Here is a 14,855-nt window from a genome sequence, read left to right as displayed (position 1 = left end):
GTATTCCCTGGCTTACGGAACGTGCCGGCGCACGTACACGGGGGCTGTCCTTCAGGGCACGGACGCAGAGTTGAACCTCTCGGCTGATTGGGGCGCTTTCGATGACACCTATGCTCGTCCAGCACCACCCCCACCCGGCCTCGGCCCCTCCGGCCACGGACGCGCCACGGCGTGCCCGTGACTGGGCGGAGATCCAGGAGCGGATGCTGGTACCGCTCTACGAAGCGGTGTACGAGCACCTGGAGGTCGGAACCGGGACACGGCTCCTCGGTCTCGGCTGCGGCTCGGGGCTCGCCCTGCTCATGGCCGCCACACGCGGGGCCCGGGTGACGGGTGTCGACACCGACCGCGCGCGCGTGGACCTGGCGCGGGAGCGGCTCACGCCCGAGCCGCCCGGTCACGGACCGGGCGGGCACGGCGCGGCGCGCCCGGAGCCCAGACTCCTGTGCGGCTCCCCCGACATCGCCGCGGACCCGGCGGGCACGGCGTACAACCTGGTCACGGCGTTGCAGCCGATCGGTTGTACCGCGGGTGACTCCGACGGGCTCGTCCCCTCCCTGACCGCCGCCGTCCGGATGGCGGAGCGGGGCGGCGCCGTGGTCCTCACCGGCTGGGGTCCGCCCGAGCGGTGCGCGACGACGGCCGTGTTCCGCGTCGCGGGCCGGCTGACCGAGCGGTTGCGGGGCCGGGACGCCTGGCGGCCCGCCCTCCGCGACGACCTGGAGGAGGTGGCCGCGCGGGCCGGGCTGCGCCCGGACGGCTCCGGCCGCGTCTCCTGCCCGTTCGGGTACGCGGACACGGACAGCGCGGTGCGCGGACTGCTCTCCACCGGCCTGTTCGACGCGGCCGTGCGGGCCGCCGACCAGGCCACCGTGGAGAAGGAGATCACCGAGGCCCTGCACCCGTACGTCCGCCCGGACGGGACGGTGTGGATGCCGAACGTCTTCCGGTACCTGGTGGCCAGGATCCCCTAGCCGCCCCGCATCGCCGGAACGGTTCCGCCCGAGAAGGCACGCGGCATGAGGGAGGGGCACCCACCGCCCTGGTGGGTGCCCCTCGCCCCGTTCTCAGCACAGGCCCGCACGCAGTACACACCGGGCACGCCTCGGCGTTCAGACCGCGTACGGTCCGGGAGGGGCCGTGCGGGGGGGGCGCCCCCGCAGGGGTCGGCGGCGGCGGTCGGGCGCCGTTGTCCAGGACCCGAGGCCGCCGACCCCGAGGGGCGACCCCGCGCGGCACCGACCCCACCCACCGAGCTCCGGCCCCCGCCGCGGCGTTCAGGCCGCATACTCCGGGAGGGGCTCGGCCCGCACGGCAGCCCGCAGGGGCGCCCAGCCCCTGGGCCTGCTCAGCCCATGAACTTCTTGAACTCGTCCGGCAGCTCGAAGTCCTGGCCCGGCTGCCCGGCCGGGAGGCCGAACGCGCCGCCCTGCTGGGCCTGCTCCTCGCGGCGTGCGGCGGCGGCCTCCTCCTCGGCCTTCCGCTTCAGCGGGTTGCCGCTGCGCCGCTTGCCCTTGGCCTGCTTCTGCTGCTTCTTCTGGCGGCCCGCGCCGCCCCCCATGCCCGGGATCCCCGGCATGCCCGGCATGCCGCCGCCCTGCGCCATCCGCGACATCATCTTGCGGGCCTCGAAGAAGCGCTCCACCAGCGACTTCACCGCGCTGACGTCGACGCCCGAACCGCGCGCGATGCGGGCCCGGCGCGAGCCGTTGATGATCGTGGGGTCCTGGCGCTCGGCCGGGGTCATCGACTTGATGATGGCCGCCGTGCGGTCGACGTCCCGCTCGTCGATGTTGTTGATCTGGTCCCGCATCTGCGCCATGCCCGGCAGCATGCCGAGGAGCTTGGAGATGGAGCCCATCTTGCGGACCTGCTCCATCTGGGCCAGGAAGTCGTCGAGCGTGAAGTCCTTGCCCTTGCTGCTCGCCAGCTTGGAGGCCATCTTGGCGGCCTCTTCCTGGCTGAAGGTCTGCTCTGCCTTCTCGATCAGCGACATCACGTCGCCCATGCCGAGGATGCGCGACGCCATGCGGTCCGGGTGGAAGGCGTCGAAGTCGTCCAGCTTCTCGCCGTTGGAGGCGAACATGATCTGGCGGCCGGTGACGTGCGCGATGGACAGGGCGGCACCACCGCGGGCGTCGCCGTCGAGCTTCGACAGCACGACGCCGTCGAAGCCGACGCCGTCGCGGAACGCCTCGGCCGTGTTGACGGCGTCCTGGCCGATCATCGCGTCGACGACGAAGAGGATCTCGTCCGGGCGGACGGCGTCCCGGATGTCGGCGGCCTGCTGCATCATCTCCTGGTCGATGCCCAGGCGGCCGGCGGTGTCGACGATGACGATGTCGTACTGCTTGGTCCGCGCGTACTCGATCGAGTCCCTGGCGACCTGGACCGGGTCGCCGACGCCGTTGCCCGGCTCGGGCGCGTAGACGCCGACGCCGGCGCGCTCGGCGACGACGGAGAGCTGGTTGACGGCGTTGGGGCGCTGGAGGTCGCAGGCGACGAGCAGCGGGGCGTGGCCCTGGCCCTTGAGCCAGCGGCCGAGCTTGCCGGCGAGGGTGGTCTTGCCCGCACCCTGCAGACCGGCCAGCATGATCACGGTCGGGGCGGTCTTGGCGAAGCGCAGGCGGCGGGTCTCACCACCGAGGATGGAGACCAGCTCGTCATTGACGATCTTGATGACCTGCTGCGAGGGGTTGAGCGCCTTGGACACCTCGGCCCCGGACGCCCTCTCCTTCACGTTCTTGATGAACGCCCGGACCACCGGCAGGGCGACGTCCGCTTCCAGCAGGGCGATGCGGATCTCGCGGGCGGTGGCGTCGATGTCCGCCTCGGACAACCTGCCTTTGCCTCGCAGAGTCTTGAAAGTCGCGGAGAGGCGGTCGGAGAGGGTATCGAACACGGCGCTCGTCGGTCCTCGGGTCTCGGAAGCAGGCGGACAGTCGGAGTCAAGGGTATCCGCCCGCGCGACGGGGGCGCCCTCCCCTGCCGCATCCCGGCGGACGGGGACGCCGGACCACGCGCGCACCACGACCCGGGCACGGATGACACACCGGCACCGCCCCACCGCAGACGGCGGACGACGCGCCCACCCCCGACCCGCGCCCGACCCACCCCCCGACCGCGCTCGATGCGACCGGCACACGGTCGCGCGCGGTACCAGCCCGGTGCACCCGCGGCCATGCGGCGGGTCACGCCCGCAGGGCCTCCTCCAGCGCCCGCGCCACCTCCGCAGCCGCCCCGTCCGACAGCGGGGCGCCCCCGGTGTCCGTGACGTAGACCGTGTCCACAGCGTTCGCGCCGAGGGTGCTGACGTGGGCGCTGCGCACCCGTACGTCCGCGCCCTCCAGGGCCCGGCCGATGCGGTGGAGCAGGCCCGGGGCGTCCTGGGCGCGGACCTCCAGGACCGTGGCGCGCGCCGCCGAGCCCGCCGGGGCGACGGTGACGCGCGGCGGCGGGGCCTGGACACCGCGGCGCCGGGGGTAGGCGGCGTCGCGCTCGGCGAGCCGGGCGGCGACGTCGAGGGAGCCGTCCAGGGCCCGTACCAGGTCGGCGCGGAGCCGCGCGGCCTGCGGGAGGGAGCCGTACTCGGCCGCGACGCGCCAGTTGAGGACCAGGACCGGACCGGGCCCCCCCGGACCCGGCCCGCCGGACGGGTCGTGGGACCTGCCGACCGGCGGGTCGATGGGCGGGTCGATCGGCAGGTCGACGGCGCGCAGGTCGGCGGAGCGCACGGTGAGCCGGTGCAGGGCGAGGACCCCGGCGACGGCGGGCAGGACGCCCGACCGGTCCGGCAGGGCGACCAGCAGCTCGACGCCGACCGGCTCCGGCTCCCCGGCCGCGTCCTGCCCGTCGCCCCCGCCACTGCCTCCGCCCCCGCCGGCGTCGTCCTCGTGCTGAGCGTGGAGGGCCAGGACCGGTTCACCGGTGCGCAGCGCCTCGACGGCGAGGCGTTCCTCCTGCGCGCCGGGCGCGGCCGGTTCGGGCGCCACCGGGGCGTCGCCGGAGAGGGCGGCCGCCACCCGCGCGACGAGGTCCGCGACCAGCGCGGCCCGCCAGGACGACCAGGCGGCGGGCCCGGTGGCGAGGGCGTCGGCCTCGGTGAGGGCGTGCAGGAGCTCCAGGGTGGAGACGCTGCCGACGGCCTCGGCGACGGCGGTGACGGTGGCCGGGTCGTCGAGGTCGCGCCGGGTCGCGGTCTCGACGAGGAGCAGGTGGTGGCGGACGAGGGTGGCGAGGACGGCGGTGTCGGCCCGGTCGAAGCCGATGCGGGTGGCGACGTCGCGGGCGATGGTCCCGCCGGCGACGGAGTGGTCGCCGGGCCGGCCCTTGCCGAGGTCGTGCAGGAGCGCGGCGACGAGGAGCAGGTCGGGGCGGCCGACGCGGCGGGTGAGCGAGGAGGCGCGCACGGCGGTCTCGACGAGGTGCCGGTCGACGGTCCAGGTGTGGACGGGGTTGCGCTGCGGGCGGCAGCGGACGCGCTCCCAGTCCGGTACGAGGCGGGTGACGAGCCCCTCGGCCTCCAGCGCCTCCCACACGGCGACGGTGGGTTCGCCCGCGCCGAGGAGCGTGACGAGCTGTTCGCGGGCCTCGGCTGGCCAGGGCACGGGGAGGGGTTTCGCCGTGGCGGCGAGACGGCGCACGGCGTGCCGGGAGAGGGGGAGCCCGGCCTGGGCGGCGGCCGCGGCGGCGCGCAGCGGGAGGACCGGGTCGCGTTCGGGGCGGGCGGTGCGCGCGAGGACGGCCTCGCCGTCCATCTCGACGACGCCCTCGGCGAGCGGGGTGCGTTCCGGCTGGGTCCGGGGGGTCCTGCCGCCGCCGAGGAGGGCGCGCAGCCGCGGCCGGGCGGAGCGGGCGCGGAGCACGCGCTGGACCTCGCGCCAGGTGACGTCGGAGGCGTAGGCGATGGTGCGGGCGGCCTCGGAGACCTGGCGGAGCAGGGCGTCGGCGTCGGCCAGGCCGAGGGTGGCGGCGACCTGGTCCTGTTCCTGGAGGGCGAGCCGGTCTGTGGCGCGTCCGGTGGTGAGGTGGAGCGCGTCGCGGACGTCGAGGAGGGTGCGGGCCGCGTCGGCGAGGCCCTCGCGGGGGGCGTCGGCGAGCCAGGAGGCGGCGACGGCGCGCAGGGCGGTGGCGTCGCGCAGTCCGCCGCGGGCCTCCTTGAGGTCGCCTTCGAGCAGGTGGGGCAGCTCGCCCTGGCGCTCGGCCCGCTCCCGGCACAGCTCGTGCAGGGCGGGGAGGCGCGCGGGGGCCTGGTTGCGCCAGTCGGCGAGGACGGTGGTGCGCAGGGCGGCGACGAGCCCGACGTCCCCGGCGAGCGGGCGGGCGTCGAGGAGGCCGAGGTGGACCTTGAGGTCCTCGCCGGCGGTCCTGCGCGCCTCCCCGGGCGTGCGTACGGAGTGGTCGAGCGCGAGCCCGAGGTCCCACACGGGGTACCAGAGGCGGTCGGCGAGGGCGGCGACGGCGCCGGGCGCGGCCGAGCCGTCGTGGAGCAGGAGCAGGTCGAGGTCGCTGCGCGGGGAGAGTTCGCCGCGTCCGTAGCCGCCGACGGCGACGAGCGCGGTGCCGCGGGGCGGGTCGGCCGCCGCGTACAGGGCGGCGAGCCAGTCGTCGGTGAGCCGGGCCAGCGCGGCGCGGCGCGGCGGCCCGGGCCGGCCCTCCTGCCGGAGGAGGGCCAGCCGGGCCGCCGCGTAGCCGCCGGGTCCCGAGTCGTCGTCCTTCTCGTGCGTCGCGAGGCTCGTCACCCGGCAGCTCCCTTACAGCGCGTCGGGTCCGCGTTCGCCCGTGCGGACGCGGACGGCGGTCTCGACGGGGACGCTCCACACCTTGCCGTCACCGATCTTGCCGGTGCGGGCGGCCTTCACGACGACGTCGATGAGTTGTTCGGCGTCGTCGTCCTCGACGAGGACCTCGATGCGGATCTTCGGGACGAGGTCGACGGTGTACTCGGCGCCCCGGTAGACCTCGGTGTGGCCGCGCTGGCGCCCGTAGCCGCTGGCCTCCGTGACGGTCAGGCCGTGGACTCCGAAGGCCTGGAGGGCCTCCTTGATCTCGTCCAGCCGGTGCGGCTTGACGATCGCGGTGATGAGCTTCATGCGTCGACCTTCCTGGTGTGCTGGGCTGCTGCCGCGGTGTCGCCGGTGGCGGGCACGGACCTGCGGGGGGCGGTGCCGCCGCCGGCACCGCTGAAGTCGTAGGCGGTCTCGGCGTGCTCGCCCTGGTCGATGCCGACGACCTCGTCGTCCTCCGTGACGCGCATGCCGATCGTCCGGTGGATGACGAGGGCGAGGACCGCGGAGACGACGAAGGAGTAGGCGAGGACCGCGACGACCCCGGTGACCTGCTTGACCAGCTGTTCGGCGTCGCCGCCGTAGAAGAGGCCCCGGGCCTCGGACTGGACGCCACCGGTGGCGAAGAAGCCGACGAGGACGGAGCCGACGACACCGCCGACGAGGTGGACGCCGACGACGTCGAGGGAGTCGTCGTAGCCGAACTTGTACTTGAGGCCGACGGCCATGGCGCAGAGCAGACCGGCGACGGCGCCGATCGCGAGGGCGCCCAGCGGGGAGCAGGAGCCGCCGGAGGGGGTGATGGCGACGAGGCCGGCGACGGCGCCGGAGGCGGCACCGAGGGTGGTGCAGGCGCCGTGGCGGACCTTCTCGTACGCGAGCCAGGCGAGCAGCGCGGCGGCGGTGGCGACCTGCGTGTTGACGAACATCACGGCGCCGACGCCGTCGTCGTTGCCGAGCCAGGAGCCGGCGTTGAAGCCGAACCAGCCGAACCACAGCAGTCCGGCGCCGAGCATGACGAGGGGCAGGCTGTGCGGGCGCATCGGGTCCTTCTTGAAGCCGACGCGCTTGCCGATGACGAGGATCACGCCGAGGGCCGCGGCGCCGGCGTTGATGTGGACCGCGGTGCCGCCGGCGAAGTCGATGACGCCCATCTCGAAGAGCCAGCCGCCCGACCCCCACACCCAGTGGGCGACGGGGAAGTACACGATGGTGGCCCACAGGGTGATGAAGAGCACCCAGGCGCCGAACTTGACGCGGTCCGCGAGCGCGCCGCTGATCAGGGCGGGCGTGATGACCGCGAACATCAGCTGGAAGACGGCGAAGACGTAGACGGGGATGGTGTAGCCGTCCCACAGCTGGTCGCGGCCGATGCCGCTCAGGCCGACGTACTCGGAGGACCAGCCGACGACCGATCCGATGTCGCTGCCGAAGGCGATGCTGAAGCCGTAGAGCACCCAGAGGACCGTGACGATCCCGAGGCTGACGAAGCTCATCATCAACATGTTGAGCGTGCTCTTGACGCGGACCATGCCTCCGTAGAAGAAGGCCAGGCCCGGGGTCATGAGCATCACGAGGGCGGAGCAGATGAGCATGAAGCCGGTGTTGGCGGCAGAGAGCGTGGGTGCTTCCTCTGCGGCGAGCGTCAGGATGCCTGGGGGCATCGGCGTCTCCTCGTCGTCGGTCGGCCTGTGCGGGGTGCGGAGCCGGGGCTGCGCGGCTGTGAGAAGTGGCCGGTTATGACGCAGGAGATTCGCGCAGCGCCGTTTCCGCGGATGCCGCCCGATGTTTCGGCGCAGTGACGAAGGGGTGGGGTGTGTTACGTCGCCGTGAACCGTCGGATCACGGACGGGTCACGGCGGCGGTCGTCCCCGTCCGTCGAGGACCGGCCGCGGCGGCCGCGCCCGTCACCTGCGGTGGGGGAACCGAGTCGGGCTGTCGTGGGCGGCCGCCGCGACCGGGGTCCGCGGTCAGACGGCCTCGGCGGTCTCGGGGAGCTGTTCGGCGAGGAGCTCGGCGATCCGGGTGACCTCGGGTACGTCGCCGAAGTCGCGTACGGCGGTGTCGACGGTCTTGCGGAGCCGGGTGTTGACCCGCTCGGAGCGGACCCGCCGGGCCACCGCGAGGGCGTCCTCCGCGCGGGCGCCGGCCTGCTCGGGTTCGCGCTTGAGCAGGTGGACGGTGGCCATGCCCACGAGGTTGAGGGCGTAGGAGCGCTGGTGCTCCCGGTCCTCGGAGAAGAGGTCGACGGCGCGCCGCATCACGGGTTCGGCGAGGGAGGCGTAGGTGGGGCTGCGGCCGGCGACGTAGGCCAGGTCGCGGAAGGAATGGGAGTTCTCGCCGTTCAGCTCGGCCTCGGTGAAGAAGCGGATCCAGTCGGGCTCCGGCTCGTCGTCGAGGCCGGCGTCGACGAAGGTGTCCTCGGCCATCCGGACGGCCCGCTTGCACTTGCCCGGCTGGCCCATGTTGGCGTACGCCCGCGCCTCCATCGCATACAGCATGGCCTGGGTGCGGGCGGTCGCGCAGTCGCGGCTGCCGTACTGCGCGAGGTGGATGAGTTCAAGGGCGTCGTCCGGCCGTCCGAGGTGGATCATCTGACGGCTCATCGAGGACAGGACGTACGAGCCGAGCGGTTTGTCGCCCGCCTCCTTGGCGGCGTGCAGGGCGAGAACGAAGTACTTCTGGGCGGTGGGTTGGAGACCGACGTCGTAGCTCATCCATCCGGCGAGCTGGGCCAGTTCGGCCGCGCAGCGGAAGAGGCGGCGGCTGGTGTCGGCGGGCTGCGCCTCCTGGAGGAGGTCGGTCACCTCGTGCAGCTGCCCCACGACGGCCTTGCGGCGCAGTCCCCCGCCGCACTGCGCGTCCCACTTGCGGAACATCGCCGTGGTGGACTCCAGCATCTCCAGCTCCGCCCGGGAGAGCCGGTACGGGCGGCGGCCGGGCGCCGGCGGTTCCCCGCGGTCGGACCCGGAGGCCGGGGTGGGGACCAGCCAGCGCTGCATCGGCTCGATGAGGGAGGGGCCGGCGGCGAGGGAGAGCGACGTACCGAGGAAGCCGCGCCGGGCGAGCATGAGGTCGCTGCGGGAGAACTCGCTGAGCAGCGAGACGGTCTGGGGACCGGCCCAGGGCAGGTCCACGCCGGACACCGAGGGTGACTGGTGGGCGGTGCGCAGGCCGAGGTCCTCGACGGCGACGACGGAGCCGAAGCGCTCGGAGAACAGCTCGGAGAGGATGCGCGGGATGGGCTCGCGCGGCTGCTCGCCGTCGAGCCAACGGCGTACGCGGGAGGTGTCGGTGCTGATGTGGTGCGCGCCCATCTGGCGGGCCCGCCGGTTGACCTGGCGCGCCAGCTCGCCCTTCGACCAGCCACTGCGGACGAACCACGAGCCGAGCTGCTCGTTCGGGCGCTTGCCGGCATTCGTGCCGTCTGTGCCGCTGCCGCCCACTGGAAGGCCCCCATCCGCCGAATCACCGTGTTGCCCGAACCCTTGCCAGGATGCCGTCGGTCGCGGTCCGGCGTCCGGGGTTCGCATCCCTCCGGACGGGACGCCGCGTGCCTCCGGCATACCCATGGGCGGAGACGCTACCCGGGGTTCGTGCACCGAAAGTAATCCTACGATCACCGCCACCGCGAGGCCGATTCCTCAAACGCCACCATTCGCCACCCCTTCGAATGAACTCCCCCGGCGCCGGGCGCGATTCACTGGACGCATGACGATCGGGAGCCCGGCGCACTGAAGTGCAAGGCAGCGCGCGGACAGCACACGCACCACCCCACAGGCTGTCGAGCGCCACCCGAACGAGGGGCGAGACGACACAGCGTCACGACGGAACTCCAGGTCGTAACCACCGGCGAGTTCGGCGCGTTGGAGGAGACATGGGCTTCACGATCGGCGGCACGCGCATCCGCGAAATGCGGTCCGGATGGACGGGGTTCACCGGGCTCGCCGGGTTGACGCTGTCGGGCTCGCGCCGCCGCGCGACCCGCGCGGCGGAGTGGACGGCGGTGGCGGAGTACACCGGTCTGTGGGGCTGGGACGTGGTGCCGGGGGCACGGGCCGCGGCCGGCGCCTGCTCCTGTGGTGACGCGGCCTGCCCGGCGCCGGGCGCCCATCCGCTGGGCTTCGCGCCCGAGGTGCCCGCGGGTTCGTCGATGGACGCGGCGGCCGAGGCGTGGTCGCGGTGCCCGGGCGCCTCGATGCTGCTGCCCGTGGGGCGGTCCTTCGACGTGCTGGACGTCGCCGAGGCGGCGGGGCGACGGGCGCTGGTGCGGCTGGAGCGGATGGGGCTGCCGCTGGGGCCGGTCTGCGTGACGCCGACCGGCCGGGCGCAGTTCTTCGTGGCGACGGGGGCGTCGGCCGAGCTGCCGCGGCTGCTGTACCGGATGGGGTGGGATGACGCCCACCTCGACCTGCGGTGCCTGGGGCCGGGCTCCTGGATCACGGCGCCGCCGTCGGACCACGGCGGCCTCGGCCCGGTGCGGTGGCTGCGGGCGCCGTCCCTCGACGCGGGCCACGCGGCGCCCCAGGCGCGGCTGCTGCTCGGCACCCTGGCGTACATCTGCCACCGCTCGGCGGCCTGACCCCCGGCGTACGGAGGGGCACGGGCGCGTCGGCCACGGCGGCGCGCGCCGTACCTCGGTCCTGGCCCGCGCGTACGTCGGGTCCCGGCGCGCGCGTACGTCGGTGGTGGCCCGCGACGGGCGGCGGGTGGGCCGACCGTCCGGGGGTGTCCTGTCCGACGGCGGGCGCGCCGGCGGTGGGCGGGCGCGGTCGGGCCGGCCGGCGGGGTCAGGGCCCCGCGGGCGGCCGGCCCGGGAGCGTCACGGTCAGGCCGGTTCGCCGATCAGGGCGTCCACGAACGCCTCCGGCTCGAAGGGCGCCAGGTCGTCCGGGCCCTCGCCGAGGCCGACGAGCTTCACCGGGACGCCCAGTTCCCGCTGGACGGCGATGACGATGCCGCCCTTGGCGGTGCCGTCGAGCTTGGTGAGGACGATGCCCGTGATGTCGACGACCTCCGCGAAGACGCGCGCCTGCACCAGCCCGTTCTGACCCGTGGTGGCGTCCAGGACGAGGAGGACCTCGTCCAGGGGGCCGTGCTTCTCGACGACGCGCTTGACCTTGCCGAGCTCGTCCATGAGGCCGGTCTTGGTGTGCAGGCGGCCGGCGGTGTCGATGAGCACCACGTCGGCGCCCTCGGCGATGCCCTCCTTCACCGCGTCGAACGCGATGGACGCCGGGTCGCCGCCCTCGGGGCCGCGCACCGTGCGGGCGCCGACGCGCTCGCCCCAGGTCTGGAGCTGGTCGGCGGCGGCGGCGCGGAAGGTGTCGGCGGCGCCGAGCACCACGGAGCGGCCGTCGGCCACCAGGACGCGGGCGAGCTTGCCGGTCGTCGTGGTCTTGCCGGTGCCGTTGACGCCGACGACCATGACGACGCCGGGCGTCTCCACGCCGCCGTCCGTCTTCACGGAGCGGTCGAAGTCGCTGCCCAGCAGGGCGAGCAGCTCCTCGCGGAGCAGGGCGCGCAGCTCGTCGGGGGTACGCGTGCCGAGGACGCGGACCCGCTCCCGCAGGCGCTCGACGAGCTCCTGGGTCGGGGCGACGCCGACATCGGCGGTGAGGAGGGTGTCCTCGATCTCCTCCCAGGTGTCCTCGTCGAGGTTGTCGCGCGAGAGCAGCGTGAGCAGGCCCTTGCCGAGGGAGTTCTGGGAGCGGGCGAGCCGGGCGCGCAGCCGCACGAGGCGGCCCGCGGTGGGCTCGGGGACCTCGACCTCGCGGGCCGGGGGCTCCGCGACGACCGGGTCCTCGACGGCGGCCGGCGTCTCGACGGCCTCCTCCGCCGTCGGGAGGTCGACCTCCTCGATGGTCCGGCGCGGCTCTTCACGGGGTTTCTCCGCCTCCTCGCCGACCTGCGGCTCGGCGGGAGGGGCGGTGATGGTCGGCGTGGTCGACGGGGCCGCGGGCGGCGGCAGCTGCTTCTTCCGGCGGCCGCCGACGACGAGGCCGCTGATCACTCCGACCGCGACCAGGGCGATGACTACAGCAAGGATGACGAATTCCATGGTCCGACCAGTATGCGCGACGCCGCCGCCCCGCTCCTTGCCGCTATGCCCCGTTTAGGCAATGGTGCGGGGAATGTACGAGAGTCGGGGCCTTGAGCCCGTCCCCGCGGCCGAGCGGGTCGGCCGTGTCCGCGAGCTGTTCCCGACGTGGGTCACGGCCAACATCACGGTCCTGCTCCTGACCCTGGGCGCCGGCCTCGTGGTGCTGCACGGGCTGAACGTCTGGCAGGTGCTGGTCGTGGCGGTGACGGCGCCCGTCGTCTCGTACGGCGTCGTCGGGCTCGTGTCGGTGGCGGGCAAGCGCGGCGGCGCGCCGGGCATGGCGCTGTCACGGGCGGTCTTCGGGCAGCGCGGCAACCTGCTGCCCGGGGCGCTGATCTGGGCGGCCCGCTGGGGGTGGGAGACGGTCAACGCCGTGACGGGGGCGTACGCGCTGCTCACGCTGGTGGAGCTGGCGGGCGGGGTGCGCGTCGGCACGCCGGTGGCGGCGGTGGCGCTGGTGCTCTTCGTCGGGGCGACGTTCGCCGTGTCGGGGCTCGGCATCGGGGCGCTGCGGGTGTGCTGCCGCTGGGCCGCGTACCTGTTCGGGGCGTTCTCGGTGCTGGTCGGCGGGTACCTCGTGGCGCGGACCGACTGGGGCGCGGTGGCGGGCCGCCCGCCGGGGCCGGCGTCGATGGTGGCGGTGGGGGTCGGGACGCTGGCGGCCGGGGCGATCAGCTGGGCCCCGTCGGCGCCGGACTTCGCACGCTACCTGCCGCGGACGGCACGGGCCGGGGCGATGGTCGCGGTGACCGTGGCGGGGGCGGTGGTCGTGGTGGTGCCACTGGTGCTGATGGGGGCGGTGATGGCCGAGTCGACGCCGGGATTGGCGTCGACGGCGGACCCGGTGGGGTTCATCGGCGCCCGGCTGCCCCCGTGGCTCTCGGCGCCGTACCTGCTGATCGCGCTCATCGGCATGCTCCTGATCAACGCGATGTCGATGTACTCGGCCGGGTTCATGGCGCAGACGCTCGGGGTCGGGCTGCCGCGCGGATGGGCGGTGGGGGCGAACGCGGTCATCAGCCTGGTGCTGGGGCTGTGGCTGCTGGTGGCCGCTGCCGGGTTCCTCGGGACGTTCCTGTCGTTCCTGACGCTGCTCGGGGTGGCGTTCGCCGCGTGGGTCGGGGTGTTCGGCGTGGACCTGGCCCTGCGCGGGTCGTACGACGGGGCGGCGCTGCTGGACCGGGGGCCGTCGAGCGCGTACTGGTACCGGGGCGGGTTCGCGTGGCCGGCCGTGGCGGGGTGGGGCGCGGCGCTGGTGGCGGGGCTGCTGTTCACCCGGGTCGACTGGTTCGCCGGGCCGCTGGCCGGCAGCTGGCCGGGCCGCCACGGGCTGGGCTGGGTGGTGTCAGCGCTGGTGGCGGCCGCGGTGTACGGCGTCCTGCGGCCGACTGCCCCGGCCCGCGCGCTGGGCGCGGGCCGGGGCAGTCGGAAGGTCGAGGAGAGGGGCAGCGGGGATTAGCCCATCTCCTCCAACGCCTTGCCCTTGGTCTCCTTCACGAACTTGAGCACGAAGGGGATGGAGAGCACGGCGAAGACCGTGTAGATGACGTACGTACCGGAGAGGTTCCAGTCCGCCAGGGACGGGAAGCTCGCGGTGATGGCCCAGTTGGCGATCCACTGGGCGGACGCGGCGACACCGAGGGCGGCGGCGCGGATCCGGTTGGGGAACATCTCGCCGAGGAAGACCCAGACCACCACGCCCCAGGAGAGGGCGAAGAAGAGCACGAAGAGGTGGGCGGCGACGAGGGCGACGACGCCCTGCGTCTCGGGCAGCTTGCCGTCGACGAGGTCGGCGGAGAAGGCCCACGCCTCGAAGGCGAGGGCGAGCGCCATGCCGGCGGAGCCGACGAGGGCCAGCGGCCTGCGGCCGACGCGGTCCACGAGGACCATCGCGATCACGGTGCCGACGATGTTGATGATCGACGTGGTGAACGAGTAGAAGAACGAGCTGGACGGGTTGATGCCGACCGACTGCCACAGCGTCGAGGAGTAGTAGAAGGCGACGTTGATGCCGACGAGCTGCTGGAAGACCGACAGGCCGATGCCGACCCAGACGATCGGGAGGAAGCCGAAGCGGCTGCCGAGCAGGTCCCGGAAGGTGGACTTGTGCTCGCGGTGCATGGCGTGCTCGATCTCGGCGACGCGCGCGTCCAGGTCGATGCCCGTGCCCTCGACCTCGGCGAGGACCTCCTTGGCCTTCTCCTTGCGGCCGACGGAGATCAGGAAGCGGGGCGACTCGGGGATGGCGAAGGAGAGCAGGCCGTAGAGCACGGCCGGCAGGACCATGACGCCGAGCATCCACTGCCAGGCCTCCAGGCCGGCGATCTCGCCGCGCTGGTCGCCGCCGGCCATGTTCAGGATGGCCCAGTTGACGAGCTGGGAGACGGCGATGCCCACGACGATGGCGGCCTGCTGGAAGGAGCCGAGCCGGCCGCGGTAGGCGGCGGGCGCGACCTCGGCGATGTACGCGGGGCCGATCACCGAGGCCATGCCGATGGCGAAGCCGCCGACGACCCGCCACAGGGCGAGGTCCCACAGCGCGAACGGCAGGGCGGAGCCGATGGCGCTGATGGTGAACAGGACGGCGGCGATCTGCATGCAGCGGATGCGGCCGATGCGGTCGGCGATCCGCCCCGCGGTGGCGGCGCCGACGGCGCAGCCGATCAGGGCGATGGCGATGACCTGGGCGAGGGTGCCGGAGCCGATCTCGTACCGGTGGCGGATGGCCTCGACGGCGCCGTTGATGACGGAGCTGTCGTAGCCGAAGAGGAATCCGCCCATCGCGGCGGCGGCCGTGATGAAGATGACATGGCCCAGGTGGTCGGGGTGGGCCTGTCGGGCCCCCGACGCCGATGGCTGCGCGGTGCTGGTCACGTGAACTCCTGGTACCCGGCGCCGTCGCCGGGCATGGGGGGCGAGCCCTTCCAGTGGCGCACAACCTCTCGCGGCCCACCACTTGAAGGTAA

At 74.0% G+C, this 14,855-nt stretch carries 10 protein-coding genes; 3 read left to right on the top strand and 7 right to left on the bottom strand.

Going from position 1 to position 14,855, the window contains the following annotated elements; all coding sequences use genetic code 11:
• Window positions 1–101: 101 nt before the first annotated feature.
• Window positions 102–974 (top strand): methyltransferase domain-containing protein, encoded by an 873-nt coding sequence (locus ACF053_RS28080; protein ID WP_391956564.1) that lies wholly within the window; start codon window positions 102–104, stop codon window positions 972–974.
• 374 nt (window positions 975–1,348) lie between these two features.
• On the opposite strand, the gene ffh is transcribed toward ACF053_RS28080, so the two are convergent.
• The 5 genes from ffh to nsdA all read right to left on the bottom strand — a co-directional run bounded on the left by ffh (window position 1,349) and on the right by nsdA (window position 9,232).
• A complete protein-coding gene (gene ffh / locus ACF053_RS28075; RefSeq protein WP_391956563.1) occupies window positions 1,349–2,902 on the bottom strand; it encodes a signal recognition particle protein in 1,554 nt (517 codons plus the stop codon).
• 289 nt (window positions 2,903–3,191) lie between these two features.
• On the bottom strand, window positions 3,192–5,741 hold the full coding sequence (locus ACF053_RS28070) for a [protein-PII] uridylyltransferase (protein ID WP_391956562.1): 2,550 nt from the start codon (window positions 5,739–5,741) through the stop codon (window positions 3,192–3,194).
• Between the two features lie 12 nt (window positions 5,742–5,753).
• Window positions 5,754–6,092, bottom strand: coding sequence for a P-II family nitrogen regulator (locus tag ACF053_RS28065; RefSeq protein WP_058944845.1), 339 nt, complete (start codon window positions 6,090–6,092; stop codon window positions 5,754–5,756).
• Window positions 6,089–7,450 carry an ammonium transporter gene (locus ACF053_RS28060; protein WP_391956561.1) on the bottom strand — a complete coding sequence of 454 codons (1,362 nt, stop codon included), beginning with the start codon at window positions 7,448–7,450 and terminating at the stop codon, window positions 6,089–6,091. The genes ACF053_RS28065 and ACF053_RS28060 overlap by 4 nt, the downstream gene beginning before the upstream one ends.
• A gap of 306 nt (window positions 7,451–7,756) precedes the next feature.
• Entirely contained in the window at window positions 7,757–9,232 is a 1,476-nt protein-coding gene (nsdA, locus tag ACF053_RS28055; RefSeq protein WP_391956560.1) for a transcriptional repressor NsdA, read from the bottom strand.
• A 431-nt stretch (window positions 9,233–9,663) separates the two neighbouring features.
• Between nsdA and ACF053_RS28050 the strand changes: the two genes are divergently transcribed.
• On the top strand, window positions 9,664–10,368 hold the full coding sequence (locus tag ACF053_RS28050; RefSeq protein WP_391956559.1) for a bifunctional DNA primase/polymerase: 705 nt from the start codon (window positions 9,664–9,666) through the stop codon (window positions 10,366–10,368).
• Window positions 10,369–10,614: 246 nt separating this feature from the next.
• Here the strand turns inward: ACF053_RS28050 and ftsY are convergent, their stop codons facing one another.
• Window positions 10,615–11,847, bottom strand: coding sequence for a signal recognition particle-docking protein FtsY (ftsY, locus tag ACF053_RS28045; protein ID WP_391956558.1), 1,233 nt, complete (start codon window positions 11,845–11,847; stop codon window positions 10,615–10,617).
• 73 nt (window positions 11,848–11,920) lie between these two features.
• Here ftsY and ACF053_RS28040 point away from each other — a divergent pair, with 73 nt between their 5' ends.
• On the top strand, window positions 11,921–13,348 hold the full coding sequence (locus ACF053_RS28040; protein WP_391956557.1) for a purine-cytosine permease family protein: 1,428 nt from the start codon (window positions 11,921–11,923) through the stop codon (window positions 13,346–13,348).
• On the opposite strand, the gene ACF053_RS28035 is transcribed toward ACF053_RS28040, so the two are convergent.
• Entirely contained in the window at window positions 13,345–14,763 is a 1,419-nt protein-coding gene (locus ACF053_RS28035) for a sugar porter family MFS transporter (protein WP_391956556.1), read from the bottom strand. The two genes, ACF053_RS28040 and ACF053_RS28035, sit on opposite strands and share 4 nt — an antisense overlap.
• Window positions 14,764–14,855 lie beyond the last annotated feature (92 nt).

Origin of the sequence: Streptomyces kanasensis, from assembly GCF_043077165.1 — a bacterium.
Taxonomy (GTDB): domain Bacteria; phylum Actinomycetota; class Actinomycetes; order Streptomycetales; family Streptomycetaceae; genus Streptomyces; species Streptomyces changanensis.
This window is presented reverse-complemented; position numbering and strand designations above follow the sequence as displayed.